General features: G+C 61.1%; 20 protein-coding genes. 7 read left to right on the top strand and 13 right to left on the bottom strand.

Going from position 1 to position 14842, the window contains the following annotated elements; all coding sequences use genetic code 11:
• Positions 1-19: 19 nt before the first annotated feature.
• Positions 20-475 (bottom strand): GatB/YqeY domain-containing protein, encoded by a 456-nt coding sequence (locus tag V3388_RS03240; protein ID WP_336366079.1) that lies wholly within the window; start codon positions 473-475, stop codon positions 20-22.
• Positions 476-599: 124 nt separating this feature from the next.
• On the opposite strand from V3388_RS03240, the gene V3388_RS03235 reads away from it, so the two are divergent.
• Both V3388_RS03235 and V3388_RS03230 read left to right on the top strand, forming a co-directional pair.
• Positions 600-1190, top strand: a complete 591-nt coding sequence (locus tag V3388_RS03235) for a DUF2845 domain-containing protein (RefSeq protein ID WP_336366078.1) — start codon at positions 600-602, stop codon at positions 1188-1190.
• A gap of 69 nt (positions 1191-1259) precedes the next feature.
• Positions 1260-2384, top strand: a complete 1125-nt coding sequence (locus V3388_RS03230; protein WP_336366077.1) for a sterol desaturase family protein — start codon at positions 1260-1262, stop codon at positions 2382-2384.
• A 69-nt stretch (positions 2385-2453) separates the two neighbouring features.
• Here the strand turns inward: V3388_RS03230 and V3388_RS03225 are convergent, their stop codons facing one another.
• Together V3388_RS03225 and ycaC are read right to left on the bottom strand one after the other, a co-directional pair.
• Entirely contained in the window at positions 2454-3026 is a 573-nt protein-coding gene (locus V3388_RS03225) for an NADPH-dependent FMN reductase (RefSeq protein WP_336366076.1), read from the bottom strand.
• 18 nt (positions 3027-3044) lie between these two features.
• On the bottom strand, positions 3045-3665 hold the full coding sequence (ycaC, locus tag V3388_RS03220; protein WP_336366075.1) for an isochorismate family cysteine hydrolase YcaC: 621 nt from the start codon (positions 3663-3665) through the stop codon (positions 3045-3047).
• A 138-nt stretch (positions 3666-3803) separates the two neighbouring features.
• Here ycaC and V3388_RS03215 point away from each other — a divergent pair, with 138 nt between their 5' ends.
• Positions 3804-4760 carry a LysR substrate-binding domain-containing protein gene (locus tag V3388_RS03215; protein WP_336366074.1) on the top strand — a complete coding sequence of 319 codons (957 nt, stop codon included), beginning with the start codon at positions 3804-3806 and terminating at the stop codon, positions 4758-4760.
• Here V3388_RS03215 and V3388_RS03210 read toward each other — a convergent pair.
• From V3388_RS03210 to V3388_RS03200, 3 genes are all read right to left on the bottom strand, one after another.
• The gene (locus V3388_RS03210) at positions 4726-5955 is read right to left on the bottom strand and encodes a hypothetical protein (protein WP_336366073.1); all 1230 of its coding nucleotides are present in this window, start codon (positions 5953-5955) and stop codon (positions 4726-4728) included. The genes V3388_RS03215 and V3388_RS03210 overlap by 35 nt on opposite strands.
• A gap of 72 nt (positions 5956-6027) precedes the next feature.
• Positions 6028-7170, bottom strand: coding sequence for an iron-containing alcohol dehydrogenase (locus tag V3388_RS03205; protein WP_336366072.1), 1143 nt, complete (start codon positions 7168-7170; stop codon positions 6028-6030).
• 21 nt (positions 7171-7191) lie between these two features.
• The gene (locus tag V3388_RS03200) at positions 7192-7572 is read right to left on the bottom strand and encodes a nuclear transport factor 2 family protein (protein ID WP_336366071.1); all 381 of its coding nucleotides are present in this window, start codon (positions 7570-7572) and stop codon (positions 7192-7194) included.
• Between the two features lie 286 nt (positions 7573-7858).
• On the opposite strand from V3388_RS03200, the gene V3388_RS03195 reads away from it, so the two are divergent.
• Positions 7859-8035: a DUF1328 domain-containing protein gene (locus V3388_RS03195; RefSeq protein WP_336366070.1), complete on the top strand. Its 177-nt coding sequence runs from the start codon at positions 7859-7861 to the stop codon at positions 8033-8035.
• 291 nt (positions 8036-8326) lie between these two features.
• The gene (locus V3388_RS03190) at positions 8327-8533 is read left to right on the top strand and encodes a cold-shock protein (protein ID WP_048496035.1); all 207 of its coding nucleotides are present in this window, start codon (positions 8327-8329) and stop codon (positions 8531-8533) included.
• Between the two features lie 135 nt (positions 8534-8668).
• On the opposite strand, the gene V3388_RS03185 is transcribed toward V3388_RS03190, so the two are convergent.
• From V3388_RS03185 to V3388_RS03175, 3 genes are all read right to left on the bottom strand, one after another.
• The gene (locus tag V3388_RS03185) at positions 8669-8827 is read right to left on the bottom strand and encodes a hypothetical protein (RefSeq protein ID WP_336366069.1); all 159 of its coding nucleotides are present in this window, start codon (positions 8825-8827) and stop codon (positions 8669-8671) included.
• Positions 8828-8959: 132 nt separating this feature from the next.
• On the bottom strand, positions 8960-9367 hold the full coding sequence (gene pyp, locus V3388_RS03180; RefSeq protein ID WP_336366068.1) for a photoactive yellow protein: 408 nt from the start codon (positions 9365-9367) through the stop codon (positions 8960-8962).
• Positions 9368-9474: 107 nt separating this feature from the next.
• The gene (locus V3388_RS03175; protein ID WP_336366067.1) at positions 9475-10665 is read right to left on the bottom strand and encodes an AMP-binding protein; all 1191 of its coding nucleotides are present in this window, start codon (positions 10663-10665) and stop codon (positions 9475-9477) included.
• Positions 10666-10809: 144 nt separating this feature from the next.
• Here V3388_RS03175 and V3388_RS03170 point away from each other — a divergent pair, with 144 nt between their 5' ends.
• Positions 10810-11556: a class I SAM-dependent DNA methyltransferase gene (locus V3388_RS03170; protein ID WP_336366066.1), complete on the top strand. Its 747-nt coding sequence runs from the start codon at positions 10810-10812 to the stop codon at positions 11554-11556.
• 12 nt (positions 11557-11568) lie between these two features.
• Here V3388_RS03170 and trxC read toward each other — a convergent pair whose 3' ends face one another.
• A complete protein-coding gene (trxC, locus tag V3388_RS03165; RefSeq protein ID WP_336366065.1) occupies positions 11569-12009 on the bottom strand; it encodes a thioredoxin TrxC in 441 nt (146 codons plus the stop codon).
• A gap of 184 nt (positions 12010-12193) precedes the next feature.
• Between trxC and V3388_RS03160 the strand changes: the two genes are divergently transcribed.
• On the top strand, positions 12194-13186 hold the full coding sequence (locus V3388_RS03160) for an MBL fold metallo-hydrolase (RefSeq protein ID WP_336366064.1): 993 nt from the start codon (positions 12194-12196) through the stop codon (positions 13184-13186).
• A gap of 9 nt (positions 13187-13195) precedes the next feature.
• Here the strand turns inward: V3388_RS03160 and V3388_RS03155 are convergent, their stop codons facing one another.
• The 3 genes from V3388_RS03155 to V3388_RS03145 form a co-directional block, all read right to left on the bottom strand.
• Positions 13196-13675 (bottom strand): FKBP-type peptidyl-prolyl cis-trans isomerase, encoded by a 480-nt coding sequence (locus V3388_RS03155; protein WP_336366063.1) that lies wholly within the window; start codon positions 13673-13675, stop codon positions 13196-13198.
• Between the two features lie 139 nt (positions 13676-13814).
• Positions 13815-14114 carry a hypothetical protein gene (locus V3388_RS03150; RefSeq protein ID WP_336366062.1) on the bottom strand — a complete coding sequence of 100 codons (300 nt, stop codon included), beginning with the start codon at positions 14112-14114 and terminating at the stop codon, positions 13815-13817.
• A gap of 52 nt (positions 14115-14166) precedes the next feature.
• Positions 14167-14826 carry a nucleotidyltransferase domain-containing protein gene (locus V3388_RS03145; protein WP_336366061.1) on the bottom strand — a complete coding sequence of 220 codons (660 nt, stop codon included), beginning with the start codon at positions 14824-14826 and terminating at the stop codon, positions 14167-14169.
• Positions 14827-14842: the final 16 nt, after the last annotated feature.

The following is a 14842-nucleotide window of genomic DNA, read 5'->3' as shown; positions in this document are numbered from 1 at the left end:
CGGGTTAACCGGTCTGACCTCAGCCGGCCAGCGCCGCTTTCACCTTCTGGCTCAGGTGGCCCATGTCCACCCGGCCGAGCACCTGCGGACGCAGGTCATTCATCACCTTCCCCATGTCCTGCATGCCGTTGGCGCCGGTGTTGCTGATCGACAGGCGAATGAGCGCATCCAGGTCGTCTTCGGTGAGGGCGGCGGGCATGAATTCTTCGATGATCACCATCTCCGCCCGCTCTTTATCGGCCAGCTCGCCGCGGCCGGCATCGTCGTACTGGGCGGCGGCATCGCGGCGCTGTTTGAGCATCTTGTCCAGCACCTTCAGCACGTCGTCGTCGCTCAGTTCCCGGCGCTCGTCCACTTCAATCTGTTTGACCGCCGCCTGGGCCATTCGCAACGTCACCAGACGATCTTTATCCTTGGCGCGCATCGCGTCCTTGACCGCGTTGCTGAGCTGTTCTTTGAGTGTCGTTGCCGCCATGATCGGGCTCCTTTGAGTGACACGTGAATAACAAGAGAGGAGCCACATTGTAGTCAGTGAGGTGGGGGGTGTCATGGGTCCGCCGGGCATTCTTCGGCGTATGCTTGACCATACTGACACGGCCATGCACGCTCGATTTATGACTCATGCTCGTCTGGTTGTCCCACTGATAACACTGTTTGTGCTGGTGGCCGTGACGCCAACCAGCCAGGCCGCGTTGCGCTGCGGTTCCTCCCTGGTCAGCGAGGGCGACTGGCCGGTTGAGGTGGAGGAACGCTGCGGCAAGCCGGATTACGTGGCCACCTACCCCACCGCGACCTTGCCCGGGCTGGGCGTGGTACAGAGCGAGGAGCACTGGTACTACAACCCTGGCCCCCAACGGTTCATTCGCCGCCTGGTGTTCCGCAATGGGTCGCTGGTGCGAATAGACAGCCTGGGCTACGGCTTCACCGTCTCAGTTAACCCCCGGTGCGATCTCGGCACCCTGCGCAGCGCCACCAACGAATACGAGCTGATGGCCCGCTGCGGGCCGCCGGTATCCAAACGCACAGAATGGCAGGTAGCCCCCACCGAATCAGGGCATTACGGCTCCCAGGCCGCCCTGCCTGTGCTGATTCAGGAATGGTTGTACGACCTGGCCAGCAACCAGTTCCGCAAGGTGGTGACGCTGCGGAACGGCGAAGTGGTGGATATTGAGTCCCGCCCGGCAAAATAACCTTCTGGACCATCCCCCCGACTTTTAATACAGTCCGTTCAGCAACCACGACACAAGGAATTCGTGACGATGAGCAGGGGTTTGAGGGAAAAATTCGAAGGCGTGGATCTCACGCCCGGGCACGGCAAGGTCAGCGCCACGGTCTCGATTTTCTTTGGCGCCATATCGCTGTTGGGCGCGTTGTGTTTCCTGATGCCGGACCTGCTCACCATGCCCGAGCTCCGGGGTGCCTATAACACCGATGTCCTGCGTTACGGGCTTCAACTAAGCATCGTTCTGGGAACGGGCTTTGGGCTGTGCGCGATGATTCGGCATGAATCGCTCGCTTACGGCCTGGCGGGAATGGGCATGGCCATAGCCGCGGCGTTGCTCGCCTCAGGCCGCATTGAGGCCCCCGATATCAACAGTCGTGGGCTTTACGTCGGACTGGACTACTTCCTGCTGACGCTGGTGGTTCTGGCGCTGGTGTTTATCCCCCTGGAACGGGCGTTCCCCAAAAACCGTCATCAGGGCGTGCTGCGCAAAGGCTGGATCACGGACCTGAAATATTTCATGCTGAGCCACCTCGGGGTTCAGCTCATCAGTTTTTTCACCGTCATTCCCATCCAGGTCTTCCTGCATCGGGTAACCACCTGGGATTTCCAGCTCTGGGTGGCCAGCCAGCCGGTCTGGCTCCAGTTTATCGAGATTCTGGTGGTGGTCGATTTCGGCACCTACTGGATCCACCGTGCCATGCACGAAGTCCCCGCCCTGTGGAAATTCCACGCCATCCATCATTCCACCGAAGAGATGGACTGGCTGGCATCGTCTCGCCTGCATCTCGCGGAGATTCTCGTTAACCGCTTCGCGGGCTATCTGCCCATTTTCATCCTGGGTTTTGCACCGTCCGCCCTCTACGCGTATCTGGTGTTCATTTCCTTCCACGCCATTTTCATACACGCCAACGTGCGCCTGCGCTTCCCCGTGCTGAGATGGTTGCTCGCCACGCCGGAGTACCACCACTGGCACCATTCGTCCGAGCCGGCGGCCATCGACAAGAATTACGCCGGATTTCTGCCCATCTATGACGTGCTGTTCCGTACCGTGTATCTGCCCAGCCACCTGGCAAGCCGATATGGCACCGTGTCGAACGACATTCCCGAGGGCATGATGGGGCAGTTCTGGTATCCGTTTCGCGGCTGGTTGAAACGCTGATGCCCACGCCCTGAATTCAGGGCGTGGGCCCAAACCCTGGAGGACGGCGCCCCTTCGTTTTTGGCGCCGTCAGCCATCCGCCCGCATGGGCTTGAGTGCCTCCGCCCATTTGTGCAGTTCCGCCAGCAGGGCCTCGGCGGATTCCTGGTGCGGTTTGCCCGGCGTGAACGCGCCATCCTCCCCGATGAGCGTCCAGGGCATCTGAACCATCACCCCCTCCGCCATGGGCATCATTTTCACCGCGGTGACCCACTGTTTCGCCAGCTGGGCCGACCGCAAACCGCCGGACACGCCCCCGTAGCTGAGAAAGCCACACGGTTTGTAGTTCCACTCGTTGTAAAGGTAATCGAGGGCATTCACAAACGACGGGGGCGGGCCAAAGTTGTACTCCGGCAGCACAAACACATAGGCGTCTGCGCTGGCCACGCTCGAAGACCAGGCCCGGGTGTGGTCGTGCTGGTACTTCTGCAGGCGCGGGTGATTCGGCTCATCGTAGACCGGCAGCGCAAACTCGGCCAGATCGACCAGCTCGGCCTCAAAGCGGCTTTTGCCCCTGGCAAACTCGTTGAACCACTGGGCCAGGGCCGGGCCAACCCGCCCCGGGCGTGTACTGCAAATGATGGTCTGGAGCTTGAGGGGCATGGGGTTCTCCTTGGAAGGTCAGTTCTGTTGCGAGCCGTAGCTCTGCATCAGGTTGGCGTAATGGGGCAAGTGGTTGGCGAGAATACCGCCGAAGCCTTCGATATCGTTGCGCCAGTCGCGGTGCAGTTCGCAGGCGACGCTGAACCAGTTCATCAGCTGCGCGCCAGCGGCTTCCATCCGGCGCCAGGCAGCGTCCCGCGTAACCGGGTTGAAGGTGCCGGAAGCGTCAGTAACCACAAACACCTCGTACCCTTCTTCAATAGCAGACAATGTCGGAAACGCAACGCACACGTCTGTCACCACACCGGCAATCAACAACTGCTTTTTACCCGTGGCCTTCACGGCCTTCACAAAGTCTTCGTTGTCCCAGGCATTGATCTGACCAGGGCGCGGAAAATACGGAGCATTCGGGAACGCCGCTTTGATTTCTGGCACCATCGGGCCGTTTGGCCCCGTTTCAAAGCTGGTGGTCAGGATGGTTGGAATCTCGAAAAACCGGGCGATGTCGGCCAGCGCCAACACATTGTTCTTGAACTCGTCCGGCGTGAAATCCCGGACCAGCGACAGCAGTCCTGACTGATGGTCCACCATCAACAGCGCAACATCGTCTTTGTTCAATCGATTGTAAGTGAACGGCATGGGTCATCTCCTTTTTCGGTAGCGCGGATACCGGGCGCGGCGTCATTCCGCACCCGGAATGCCACGATAGATCCGGAACACTGGGATGAGTAGCCACTGAAACGTATACTCAGTGTTCCACAAACAGGACAATCGACCATGCAGGACCTGAACGATCTTTATTATTTCGTGAAAGTGGTCGAGCACGGGGGGTTCGCACCCGCCGGACGGGCCCTTGGGCTGCCCAAATCCAAACTCAGCCGCCGGATCGCCGCCCTGGAAACGCGCCTCGACACCCGGCTGATCCACCGTTCCACCCGCGTTTTTACCGTCACTGAACTGGGGCTTGAGTATTATCGCCACTGCCTGGCCATGCTGGTGGAAGCGGAAGCGGCGCAGGCCCTGATCGACGGTTCCCATGCCGAGCCCAAGGGCAGCATCCGGATGAGCTGCCCTCCCGGGCTGATCTACTTTCTGGTGGCGCCTCTGGTGGTTCGGTTCATGGCTCGCTATCCGGAAGTCCGCATAGAACTGGACGCCACGAGCCGTCGCGTGGACGTCCTCAAGGAGGGATACGATCTTGCCCTGAGGGTGCGCTTCCCACCGCTCGAAGACAGTGGATTGACCATGAAAGTGCTGTCACAGAGCCCACAGTGCCTGATGGCGGCACCTTCGCTGTTTGATCGCTACCCGCGGCCGCTCGGCCCCGACCAGCTGGGGGATCTGCCCAGCATTGATTTTGAACAGTGGAACGGACAACACGTTTGGTGCCTGGATGGTCCCGAAGGGGCATCCACTCAAATCAGTCACCAGCCCAGGCTGGTTACGGATGACGTATTTACCCTCCGAGAGGCGGCTCTGGCAGGCCTGGGCGTCGTCAAGATGCCTCTGATTGTTGGAGGGAAGGACCTGCTGGCGGGCCGTCTGATCAGCGTTCTGCCGGACTGGCGACCGCGGGGCGGTCTCTTCCATGCCGTGTTCCCCTCACGTCGCGGGCTTCTGCCGGCGGTCCGGGCGCTCCTGGATTTCCTGTCCGAGTCTCTGGATGACGTCGATTTTCCGGAGCCGAGGACGTTAAGACCTACCCCGCCACCGGCACCGCAAACACCAGAATAAGCAGCATCACCACCGCCAGTGCACCATAAGAGGCCAGCAACCAGGTTCGGCGCCGGCCTGTGGCCACACGCGAGGCCAGCGCGGCGGCGGTTATCGCCTGCAGCAGGTAGTAGCCGGCAAAGGCCCGGGATGCGAGCGCAACCACTTCAAAGATATTGCTGGTCCAGATCAGGGCAATGGCGAGCGACGCGATCACCAGGTAACTCATCCGCGCAGACACCCGTCCCCGGGATTCCGTTTCGGCGACGCCGCCGGCGCCAATGGTGTCGGCGATGGCGGCGCTGAACTGGCTCATGGCAGCGGCGACCACCAGCATCAGGGGCAGGAGCACGGTGATGTCCCGGGACAGGTCGATGATGGCCGTTTCGCTCGGCTCCTTGCCGGCAAACTGGGCCATCAGGGGCATCGAGAGCGCCACGAAGACCACGTAAATCACCCCGGCCAGCACCTGCGCAAAGACCATGGAGCGGGCTCGCGTGGGCGCGTCGTAAGTTGATGCCAGGTATTTGGAGGTTTCGAAGCCCTGCACGATCAGGAGCATGCCCGCCAGTTGCCGGAGCGCTTCCCAGAGACCCGCCGGAGGCGCCACGAGGCCGGAGAGGTCATACCCCAAACGGCTGTCGTGAACGACCAGCCCCACAAGCAATGAAGCGATGATCGCGAGCTTGATGGTGACGGAATATTCTTCCAGCCGCTCAAGGCCGTGCAATCCCCGCCGCCAGCCGTACACGCCGATGAAGCCCAGAACCGCCGTGGCCAGCACGTTGGCGTTGAACGGCGAGTAGGCGCCAACGCCGGTGAGCACAAAACCGCCCATCAGCCGGATGTAAAAGGTAATCGAGATCACATACGCAAAGGCCAGGGTCACGTCCGACAGGCGGTCAAGGCGAGCGCTGCGGCTGCCGGGCACGGCCGGAACGGGGTCGCCATGGACCATGGTGTACCGAAGGGCATCGCCGATCCACAGAGAAAGCAGGACAACGGCAAGGATCGCCACCAGCGAGAAGGACCCGGTGACGGTTGCCAGCAATGGGACCACCACCAGAAAGCCGCTGCCGATAATCGACGCCAGCGGCGTGACCGTGGCCCGCCAGAACACCGCATCCCGGACGCGCCGGCGGAGCATCACAAAAGCCATACTGACCGACACCGCCAGCAGCACGGCGTCCAGCCAGGAGAAATCGTTGGTGGTCATGTTGGGGCCTCATCAGGCCGGGCCGTTAAGGCCTGGTAAAGGGCGGCCGATCCCCGGCCGCCGGCTGGTTGCTCAGAACGAATCCCGCATGACCGCTTCCACCACATCCACCGGCAGCGCCACCGGGTTGGCTTTCATGGAGGACGAGCTGGACGCCGCTTTCGCCGTCGCCACCATCTGATCCTCAGTTACGCCAAGGGACGCCAGGCCAGGCAGCCCGCTGGCAACGATCCAGGCCCGGAAATCGTCCAGGGGATCACCGCTTCCAGCGCCGAACACCTCGGCGATCCAACTTTCCACCCTGGCGATGCGGGCCGCCTGCTCCGGTTCACGCACGTAGGCCCGGTTCGCGGCGATACCAGCGGGCAACAAGGCGCCGCAAATGGCCCCGTGGGGCGCGCCACACAGCCCGCCCAGCGGCCCGGCGATGCCGTGCACAACCCCCAGGCCAGCGTTGGCCAGCGCCAGACCGCCAAACAGGCTGACGTGGGCCATGGCATCCCGGGCGTCCGGGGATTCGGCGGCCATCAACTGTTTCAGGGCCCGGAGGCCCCGGGGGATCGCGTCCACACACAACAGATCGGTGAACGGCGTGGCCCGGGACGAGAGATACGGTTCGATCACCTGGGTAATGGCATCCAGCCCGGAATGCAGGGTCACGGCCCGGGGGCAGCCATCGGTCAGCGCCGGATCCACCAACGCAAGGTCCGGCAGCAGTTTCGGATCCCGGAGGCTGACTTTGCGACTGGCCTCGGGTACGTCGATCACGGCGTTTCGGGTGACTTCAGCGCCGGTGCCGGAGGTGGTTGGCACCAGGATCAAAGGCAGCCGCTGTGCGGTCAGCGGCAGGCCCTGCCCAACCACCTCCAGGTGGCTGAGCAGGTTCGACGGGCTGGGCAGCATCGCCGCCATCACCTTGGCAGAATCCATCACCGAACCGCCGCCGATGCCAACCACCGCGTCGATACTCTGGGCCCGGCCGCGTTCCAGCGCTTCGGTCAATGTCGGCAGGTCCGGCTCTTTATCGATGGCCAGCGTCTGGACCACGTCCACCGAGGTGAGCGTGGCAAGCACCGGCGCAATTCGCTCCGGGCTTCGGCCATGCACGATCAGCACCCGCCGGCCCAGGGCGGCAACGCGATCGTTCAGTTGTTGGATTTTACCCCGGCCGAACTGGATCTCGGCCGGGGCAAGCAAGGCAAAGGCGTCAGACATATTCGTCTCCGTCTGTTCCGTTCAGCCGTCAGCGGCGGGCAGGCTGCCGCCCAGCATGTTTTCCACCACCGCGGCGTTGTAGAAGGTTTCCACGCTCTGGATCTTGCCACCCCGCACCCGGAACCAGACCGCCAGGCGTACATCGCCGATGGGCTCAAAATGGGTACGGTAATCCAGAATCGCGAACACATGCTCACCGTCGGCGCTGAGCTGGCGCAGGACCAGGTCTTTCTGGATGGCGACCATGCCGAACTGGTAGGCCACCATGTCGTCCCGGCTCAGGAAGCGCATGTTCGGCCCTACGTACTCAAAGCCCTCCTCCGAGAGCAGGTCTTTTGCCTCGTCCAGCCGCTGGCCGCGAACGTCGGCAATAAACCGGGCCACAATCTCCTCTGGCGTCATACACACTCCTGTCGTTACAAGGCCAGCCAAAAATACCATGCCCGGCGTCAGCGAGGATCGCCACGCTGCACACTGCGGGCAGATCGCCCGCGTGCGAAACGCCGGACTCCGCATCAGCATAAACCGACGCTGGGGAAAATCCATTGCCACCTTTTGCCCATGGGCGTTCGCAAGCGGACCGGGAGGATGGCGATAACGTGACTATCTGGTCATGACACGGCCTGTTCCTTGCACAATCCACACCCAACTGCCACGGTAAAGAAACACCCGAAAAGGAGGATAGGACATGCTCTATTGGGCGATTGTGTGTTTGATCATTGCGGTTGTTGCCGGCGTTCTGGGATTCGGCGGTATTGCCGGGGCCGCAGCAGGCTTTGCCAAAATTCTGTTTTTCATCTTTATTGTGCTGCTTGTGATATCGCTGGTGGCGAACGCCATCCGGGGTAGAGGTCCAAAGGTTTAACGGCCACCCCCGTTAATCAGACGCCGGGCCAGGCCACGGAACGGTTTCCCAAACCGCCGCCTGGCCCAGCGCTGCTGAAATAAAAAACTTTCCTATGCAACGTCCATTAATTAGCGTACTGTCTTTCTCGTTGGAAAGATTTAGCAAAGCATTTCACGAATACGACCTTTTGTGCTGCCACACTTTTTGTCCTGTTTTTGATCCTGCATGTTCTTTGTTTCCTGCTTATCGCCGATAAAAATCACAACGATTTTAAACGGCAACTTTATGATCAAATCAGGATAAATTATTATGTCTACAATTACCGGCAACGTTAAGTTCTTCAACGAAGCAAAAGGTTTTGGCTTTATTACTCGTGAAGGCGGTGCGGACGTTTTCGTTCACTACAGCTCCATTCAGGGCAGCGGCTTCAAAACGCTCGCGGAAGGCCAGGAAGTTGAGTTCAGTGTTACGCAAGGCCAGAAAGGTCCGCAGGCAGAGAACGTGATTGGCCTGTAATCAGCCGCCAACGCGCTTATAAAAAAGGCAGCCATTTATGGCTGCCTTTTTTATTGGATAAATAAATAAACGAAATATGAAAACCCCTGCCGTATAACATCTCTCATTTGGTCTTCATAGGCAGTGCTGAGCCGTTTATTTCTTCATCCCGCTTGGTGCCGACGCGGTTTGTCCGAACTGACCGCTTTTTCCCTTGCTGATATATTCAACCGATCCACCGGATTTTAAAAAGGCAGCGGTCTGCGCTTCAATCATTGCAGAGGTTAAGGTGGCTTTCTCGGGCTTCTTGCTCATGGTGTTCTCCATCCCAGCGTTGGTCTCGTGTCCAACTGTCACCACCAGTCTATCTGAATTCGCCTCCAGTAGCGCCCTTTACCGGACAAATACTGTCCAGCGGCCAGGGACCACAACAGCGAGGCCGCACCCTCACGGCTCATCGCCCTCGGTGGTCTCCAGGAATTTGCGTTTGATCAGCAGCCAATAGGTGTCCGCAACCGCAGACTTGATCATCAGGATCCGGACCTTCGTCGGCGCCATTTCATAGTCAAACACGTACTCGAAGACCGCGTTGAATTCGCCGGTTTCCACCCCCCGGAAAAACCGACCGGAGAACTCATTGCTTCGCGTGCAGGGCGCCACATCGTTGAAAAAATTGCGGCCGATAACGTCCTCTGGCCGCCGGCCTGTCAGCTCGGACTCGGCCAGATTGTAGCGCAGGATGGTGCCGTCGGCGTCCAGCTCAATGGCGCCGAACATCAAGTTGTCTATCTCGTCGTCGCTCAGGCTGGCCAGGGCGTTCTGCATGTCATCGGAATCAAAGCGTACGCGCTTCATGGATACTTCCTCCGGATGGTTGAGCACGGGGTTTTAAAACACGAACCTCCCTTTGTTGATGCCCCATTCATCCTCGAACAGGTGGTTGGGCTCTGGCCGCGACAGCACTACCAGTCGCACAGCTTGCCGAGCGCGTTGCGGGGCAACGCGTCGCCAACGGTAAACTGGACGGGACGCTCGGCGGCCGGCAGCTCGGCACTCAGCCAGATACGCAGTTCCGCGGCCAGATCGGCCTGTGCAACGCCGGACTCAGACCCTTCGGGAACCACAAAGGCTTTCAGCCGGAGTCCGCCGCCGGCGGCTTCCATCGGGCGTACCGCACACGCCTTGACCGCCGAGTGGCGCTCGATAAAGGCGGCAACCCGCGCCGGCCAGACGTTGGCACCGCCCACCTGCACGGCGCCGTCCCGGCGCCGCACCGGCGTCACCCTGCCCTTGGCATCCCAGCGGACATGATCCGGCAGCAGAACCGGGCCGGCCTCGCCGAAGATGAGATGATCCTCATCGTGCCGCTGCCAGTGCCCGAACAGCCGGTAACCGTCGCCGGGGTCTTCCCGCCAGCCGATGCCACCGGTCTCGCTGGAGCCATAAATCTCCAACACGGTGGCGAGCCCCTGCTCCCGGAGATGCGCGATCAGCCCCGGCGGGCAAGGGGCGGTTGAGGTGACGCCTCGGACACCGTCCGGGAAGGGTTGGCGGCGGCCGGCGAGATACCGCCATAGCTCCGGCACCGCAATCAAAAGGTCGCCGGCTCTCAGGTCCTCATGAACGGCTTTCAGCGCCGTGGGGCCGTGAATCAGTGGCACTGCGAGCCGGCTGGCCAGCAAAGGGCCCCAGATAAGCCCGTAAATGTGGTGCAGCGGCACCAGGGACACAATGCGCCGGGTGCCCGCCACCGCCCAGGTGATGTCTTTCACCTCTGCCTTCAGCCGCGCCACCGGGTGCGGCAGCAGCTTCGGCTCGCCCGTGGTACCGCCGGAACGCAACCACAGGTCCGTCACGATGCCTTCGTCCAGGCCCTGAACAATCAGCTCACTCCACTGATCCAGCCGGCGCCGGCGCAGCAACAGCTCCTCTGCGCCGGTTTTTTCCAGCTCAAAAAACGTCGCCACCTCGCGGGCCACGGTGAGCTGATCCAGAGAATCGAGCGCGGCGCCACCATTGCGCAGGTCATCGGCGCCGCTACCCAGATCCGACAGCACATCGTTCACCGGCACCTGCCGGCTCCCGGCCAGAGCGGCGGCAACCGTGTGTTGAAGGACGGCAACGCCGTGTTCGACGGATAACATGGACGTCATGCACTCTCAGGCTATGTCGTGAACTGATACGTACGAGAATCCCGCAGGATGGACTTCGCGAGTCGCGTCCGGTTAGTAACTGATTGTAAAATCGCCGCGGTCGGCCGGTCGTGGCCGCCCATTCCACCCCGCTCGCGAGCCGCCATGCCAACGTCCACCCAGCTGTACACCGATCTGTCCGGTTATTACGACCTGATGTGCGCCGATATCGACTACCGTGCGCAAAGTAACGGGGTGCACCGCTTGCACCAGCTGTTCGGCAATGGCGGCCACCGGCATCTGGATCTGGCCTGCGGCACCGGCCCACACCTTCGGTATTTCCTCGATTGGGGCTATCGCAGCGATGGGCTCGACATCCACCAGCCGATGCTAAATAAAGCTCAGCTGCGTTGTCCGGAAGCCGGCTTTATTCTGGGGGACATGGGGGATTTTAGCGTTGAGCAGCCGATGGACCTGATCACCTGTTTCCTGTACTCCGTGCACTACAGCCAGACCCTCGAACGCCTGCAGGCCTGCTTTGCCAGCGCCCACCGCGCCTTGACAACCGGAGGTACGTTCTGCTTCAACCTGGTGGACAAGCACCGCATCAACAACCGGCTGTTTGTCAGCCACACCGCAACGCAGCCGGACGGCGAGTTCACGTTCCGCTCTGGCTGGCACTACGCCGGGCACGGCGAGGGGCAATCACTCAAGCTTCGTATCCAGCGCGAAGCACAGGGCGTTGAGCAGGTCTGGGAGGACGAGCACGCCATGGTGGCGCTGGGCATCGAGGAGTGCGCGCGGTTGCTGGCAACCCTGTTTGAGGTTCACATCTTTGAACACGATTACAGCCGGATTGCGCCCTGGGATGGCCAATCCGGTAATGCCCTGTTTGTGTGTGTAAAGGCGTAGACAGGGCCCATCTCAACCCACACCGTTCCCCTGCAGCCACTGGCTGATCTGGGCCTGGTTCAGGGCCCCGCTCTGGCGGGCTATTTCGCGGCCGTTCCTGAACAGAATCAGGGTGGGAATGCTGCGAATGCCGAACTGGGCGGCCGGCCCCTGGGCCTGCTCGGTGTTGAGCTTGGCGAACCGCACTTTGCCCCGCCAGGCCCTGGCCGCCTGCTCAAACTGGGGCGCCATCATCTTGCACGGGCCGCACCAACTGGCCCAGAAATCCACCAGTACCGGCACATCGCTGCGGCCGGTGTGAATCGGGAAGGTCGGCTCTGTGAGTTCCAGTACGTGGTCAGGCCAGAGCGGCTGCTTGCAGGCGCCGCAGTTCCCGCCGGCGGACAACTTTTCCGCCGGTACACGGTTCACTTTGTGGCAATGGGGGCAGACAAGGTGTCGGGGGTCGGTCATGGCGAATCAGCCTCTGGGTTACACGTTGAGAGCATAATCAGGGCACAGAGCGGGAAATCAACCGCAGGCGGCATGGGCCAGGATGGGCTAAACGTAACGTGTCATCACCACGCCCGATGATCATGCTAGTGTTTCGTTTGCTGCATACGCCGCGCCACTGACCCACGCCACGGGAGCCGACCGCATGACCATTGATCGCGAACGCCTCGCCAGCCTAGCCGCCGAGCCCCACGGCCAGCTGGGCCGGTTCCGCAATCTGGAGCCCGTGCCCCGGCATGGCCTGGGGGATTTCCTGCGCTGGCAACTCGCACCGGGGCGCCGTTTTCCGCCGGGCAAACGCTACCCGCTGATTCGCCCGGACGCGCATCGCCTGAACGAACCGCCCGCTGAGCCGCAGCTAACCTGGCTGGGGCACGCGTCCTTTCTGTTCCAGTACCAGGGCCTGAACGTGCTGACCGATCCGGTACTGTCCGAGCGCGCCAGCCCGTTTCGGTTTGTCGGCCCCAAACGCTACACCCCCGCGGCCCTGACCGTCGCGGAGATGCCGGCCATCCATCTGGTGCTGATCTCCCACAACCACTACGACCACCTGGATGAGCCGACGGTGCGCCAGTTACACCGGCGATTTGGCCCGGGCCTGCAATTCTGCGTTCCGGCCGGCCTACGGGCCTGGTTCGAGAAGCGGGGCGTTCACAACGTGGTCGAGCGGGACTGGTGGCAGTCGGCGCCCCTGGCCGACAACACGGAGGCGTTCTGCCTGCCCGCCCAGCACTTCAGCGGGCGAACGCCCACCGACACCAACGCCTCGCTCTGGTGCAGCTGGCTGCTGGACCTCGACGGGTATCGGTTCTACTTCGCGGGCGATACCGGTTACGGGCAGGTGTTTCGCACCATCGGGGAGGTGTTCGCACCGATTGACCTGGCCCTGATTCCGATCGGCGCCTACGATCCGCGCTGGTTCATGGCCCCGGTGCACGTGGCGCCGGAAGAGTCCGTGCGCATCCACCAGGACATCGGCGCGAAACAGTCCGTGGCCATGCACTGGGGCACCTTTGTGCTCACCGACGAACCCATGGACGAACCTCCCCGACGCCTGCGGATGGCACTGGAGCGGCAGGGGGTTCCCGAGGCAGAGTTTCGGGTGATGCAACACGGTGAGGTGTGGTTGCCTGTGTGAGCAGGCGTGTCAGTGATGCCCACCCGGCCCATGGGCATGGCCGTGGGCCAGCTCGTCGGGGTCGGCGGCGCGTACTTCGATCACCTCGACATCAAACGTCAGCGTGCGGCCAGCCATGGGGTGGTTGGTGTCCACATCGGCAAACTTGTGGCCGACCTTGACGATCATCACGTGGCGGCGGCCCTGCTCGGTTTGCACCTGGGCGATCATGCCCGGCTTCCAGCGCTTGGCTCCCATAAGGTGCTTGATGGGCACGCGCTGAACGGCGTCGGGCTTACGCGGGCCGTAGCCTTTATCCGGTGTGACGGTCACGCTGAAGGTATCCCCCGCGTCGCGCCCTTCCAGGGCTTCTTCCAGCCCGCGGATAATGCCGTCGTGGCCGTGAAGGTAAGCGTTGGGCTGTCCACCCCGGGAGGTTTCAACCACGGTACCGTCTTCATCGCGGACGCTGTAGTGGAACAGAACAACCTGATTCTTTTCGATGGGCATAGGGTTCTCTGCGCTGGTTTAAAAGCGGTGATTATAGTCGCCCAAACCGGTGTCCACATCAGCGAAACGGCATGAAGTTTGAGTACTGCAGACTGCCCGCCTTCGGCCCACTCTACTACCCAGACAAAGGGTTCGATACTCAGGCGTCGACAAAGACAGTCAACGTCTCACGAACTTCTTCCGCCACTTCGAGAATGCTGGTCACCAAGGCCTCGTCCACCTCGATATTCCCTTCATACTCCGCGAGATTACGCTTTCGATGAGCGTGATCCAGCACCCGCCATTTTGCCGGTGCAAGATCCAGGGTGTGCTGCAGGCACTGAAAGACAATGTAACGGCTGTCAGATCGATAACCCGCATGGCGAAGCGCCGCCAAAGAAAGAGAGTGCGCGGCGTTGTAGGCAAGGTCAAAGCGGCTCTCCAGGCTGAGCGCTTCCATTCGTGCATCCTGCAATCGCACTTGGCCAGCGCGAATCAGCCCGTGAACTTCGTCAACGGTCCCGGGCTCGTTGTGCAGTTTGTGAACTCTGACGAGATTGTCCAGTGCTTCGCGATTCATCGATGATTCCTTTCAACAGGATGTATGGTCCATCCAGGACCTTTCTCAAAAACGGATTGTGACTCGTCAGGCGCTTCTCAAACTCTTCCCACCGGTACAGAGTGGGGTTGACCGCCCTTGCGAGACGACGTTCTGCGGATTCCAACGCTTCAAACACCTCTGCCAGGGACAGGTTATCTGATACCAGCATCAGATCAATGTCACTCTCGGAGTGTTCTGTTCTCTTGGCGACGGAGCCATAAATCAGGGCTAGATCAACCCGGTCAAGAAGCGGCTCAAGGGCTTCTTCGATGATGCGCTCCGGGCCAAGCAGTTTGGAAACGATGGCAACCAACTCGGGATAAATAGCGGCGTCCTGGTTGGCCTTGTAACGCTTCTGGCGGCCTTGCTGAGTCATTTGAACCAGGCCGCAGTCCACCAAACGTGCAAGTTCGCGTTGCACAGCTCCAGAGCCTGCTTCCGCTTCATCAATGAGCTCTTTCATTGAGAAGTCCCGCGAACCGGGTACAAAGAAGAGGCCCAGCACCTTCTGACGGGTTCCGGAAAACAGTGCATCCGCCAAACTTGTACGACCTACCATGTTATCTGCCATCACCGCTCAAAACCCA

Origin of the sequence: Marinobacter sp. C2H3, from assembly GCF_037080155.1 — a bacterium.
Taxonomy (GTDB): Bacteria; Pseudomonadota; Gammaproteobacteria; order Pseudomonadales; family Oleiphilaceae; genus Marinobacter.
The sequence above is the reverse complement of the archived record's forward strand: the minus strand, read 5'-3'. Positions and strand labels throughout refer to the sequence as shown.